This is a genomic window from Janthinobacterium agaricidamnosum NBRC 102515 = DSM 9628, from assembly GCF_000723165.1.
GTDB lineage: Bacteria > Pseudomonadota > Gammaproteobacteria > Burkholderiales > Burkholderiaceae_D > Janthinobacterium > Janthinobacterium agaricidamnosum.
This window is the reverse complement of record NZ_HG322949.1, coordinates 5,911,546-5,914,585: the sequence shown is the minus strand read 5'-3', so window position 1 is coordinate 5,914,585 and position 3,040 is coordinate 5,911,546. Positions and strand designations below refer to the sequence as shown.

Annotated in this window: 1 rRNA gene; it reads right to left on the bottom strand. The window is 51.2% G+C overall.

Annotated elements, in window-relative coordinates:
• Nucleotides 1-56 precede the first annotated feature (56 nt).
• A 23S ribosomal RNA gene (locus GJA_RS25670) occupies nucleotides 57-2,932 on the bottom strand.
• Nucleotides 2,933-3,040 lie beyond the last annotated feature (108 nt).

Sequence of the window (3,040 nt, the reverse complement as noted above, 5' to 3'; positions counted from 1 at the left end):
GCACAACAAACTCACAACAATCGCGCTTCTCATCAACCATAACCTGCCAAGGTTATAGGGACAAGCCGTACGGGCAATTAGTACTGGTTAGCTTAATGCATTACTGCACTTCCACACCCAGCCTATCAACGTCCTGGTCTCGAACGACCCTTCAAAGAGCTCAAGGCTCTGGGAAATCTCATCTCAAGGCAAGTTTCCCGCTTAGATGCTTTCAGCGGTTATCTCTTCCGTATTTAGCTACCCGGCAATGCCACTGGCGTGACAACCGGTACACCAGAGATACGTCCACTCCGGTCCTCTCGTACTAGGAGCAGCCCCCTTCAAATTTCCAACGCCCACGGCAGATAGGGACCAAACTGTCTCACGACGTTTTAAACCCAGCTCACGTACCACTTTAAATGGCGAACAGCCATACCCTTGGGACCGGCTACAGCCCCAGGATGTGATGAGCCGACATCGAGGTGCCAAACTCCCCCGTCGATATGAACTCTTGGGAGGAATCAGCCTGTTATCCCCAGAGTACCTTTTATCCGTTGAGCGATGGCCCTTCCATACAGAACCACCGGATCACTATGTCCTACTTTCGTACCTGCTCGACTTGTCAGTCTCGCAGTTAAGCACGCTTATGCCATTGCACTATCAACACGATGTCCGACCGTATCTAGCGTACCTTCGAACTCCTCCGTTACACTTTAGGAGGAGACCGCCCCAGTCAAACTGCCTACCATGCACTGTCCCCGACCCGGATAACGGGCCAAGGTTAGAACCTCAAACAAACCAGGGTGGTATTTCAAGGATGGCTCCACGAGAACTGGCGTCCCCGCTTCTAAGCCTCCCACCTATCCTACACAGATTGGTTCAAAGTCCAATGCAAAGCTACAGTAAAGGTTCATGGGGTCTTTCCGTCTAGCCGCGGGTAGATTGCATCATCACAAACATTTCAACTTCGCTGAGTCTCGGGAGGAGACAGTGTGGCCATCGTTACGCCATTCGTGCAGGTCGGAACTTACCCGACAAGGAATTTCGCTACCTTAGGACCGTTATAGTTACGGCCGCCGTTTACTGGGACTTCAATCAAGAGCTTGCACCCCATCATTTAATCTTCCAGCACCGGGCAGGCGTCACACCCTATACGTCCACTTTCGTGTTTGCAGAGTGCTGTGTTTTTATTAAACAGTCGCAGCCACCAGTTTATTGCAACCCTTTCACCCTCATGCAGTAAAGCAATCAAGCTACCGGGGCGTACCTTTTCCCGAAGTTACGGTACCAATTTGCCGAGTTCCTTCTCCCGAGTTCTCTCAAGCGCCTTAGAATACTCATCTCGCCCACCTGTGTCGGTTTGCGGTACGGTCTCGTATGACTGAAGCTTAGAGGCTTTTCTTGGAACCACTTCCGATTGCTACGTGAGCAAGCTCACTCGTCCCAGCCCCTTGAATTGCGCGCCCGGATTTGCCTAAGCGCCTTCTATGAACCAGAAACTGCCTATTCCAACAGGCAGACAACCTTCCGCGATCCGTCCCCCCATCGCATCATACGACGGTGCAGGAATATTAACCTGCTTCCCATCAGCTACGCATCTCTGCCTCGCCTTAGGGGCCGACTCACCCTGCTCCGATGAACGTTGAACAGGAAACCTTGGGCTTACGGCGTGGAGGCTTTTCACCCCCATTATCGCTACTCATGTCAGCATTCGCACTTCTGATACCTCCAGCATCCTTTACAAGACACCTTCGCAGGCTTACAGAACGCTCTCCTACCATATGCATTACTGCATATCCGCAGCTTCGGTGACTGGCTTAGCCCCGTTACATCTTCCGCGCAGGACGACTCGATCAGTGAGCTATTACGCTTTCTTTAAATGATGGCTGCTTCTAAGCCAACATCCTGACTGTTTTAGCCTTCCCACTTCGTTTTCCACTTAGCCAATCTTTGGGACCTTAGCTGGCGGTCTGGGTTGTTTCCCTCTTGACGCCGGACGTTAGCACCCGACGTCTGTCTCCCAAGCTCGCACTCATCGGTATTCGGAGTTTGCAATGGTTTGGTAAGTCGCGATGACCCCCTAGCCATAACAGTGCTCTACCCCCGATGGTGATACTTGAGGCACTACCTAAATAGTTTTCGGAGAGAACCAGCTATTTCCAAGTTTGTTTAGCCTTTCACCCCTACCCACAGCTCATCCCCTAATTTTTCAACATTAGTGGGTTCGGACCTCCAGTGCGTGTTACCGCACCTTCATCCTGGCCATGAGTAGATCACTTGGTTTCGGGTCTACACCCAGCGACTGTTCGCCCTGTTCGGACTCGATTTCTCTACGGCTTCCCTATTCGGTTAACCTTGCCACTGAATGTAAGTCGCTGACCCATTATACAAAAGGTACGCAGTCACGGAACAAGTCCGCTCCTACTGTTTGTATGCACACGGTTTCAGGATCTATTTCACTCCCCTTCCGGGGTTCTTTTCGCCTTTCCCTCACGGTACTGGTTCACTATCGGTCGATTACGAGTATTTAGCCTTGGAGGATGGTCCCCCCATATTCAGACAGGATGTCACGTGTCCCGCCCTACTTGTCGTACGCTTAGTACCACCGGTCCGATTTCACATACGGGACTATCACCCACTATGGTTCCCATTTCCACGGGATTCTGTTATCGGTCCGACTATCACGTACAGGCTCTTCCCATTTCGCTCGCCGCTACTTTGGGAATCTCGGTTGATTTCTTTTCCTGCAGCTACTTAGATGTTTCAGTTCGCCGCGTTCGCCTTGCATGCCTATGTATTCAGCATGCAATACCCTAAAAGGGTGGGTTGCCCCATTCGGAAATCTGCGGATCAATGCGTGTTTGCTCGCTCCCCGCAGCTTATCGCAAGCTACTACGTCCTTCATCGCCTGTAATCGCCAAGGCATCCACCATGTGCACTTATTCGCTTGTCCCTATAACGCTGGCCCCTGGTTCATTGCTGAATCAAGGAAGCGGTTACAGAGATAAGAAGTACAACGTTGTTGCTTGTTTGTTGATACATACAATCATTACCCATCGAA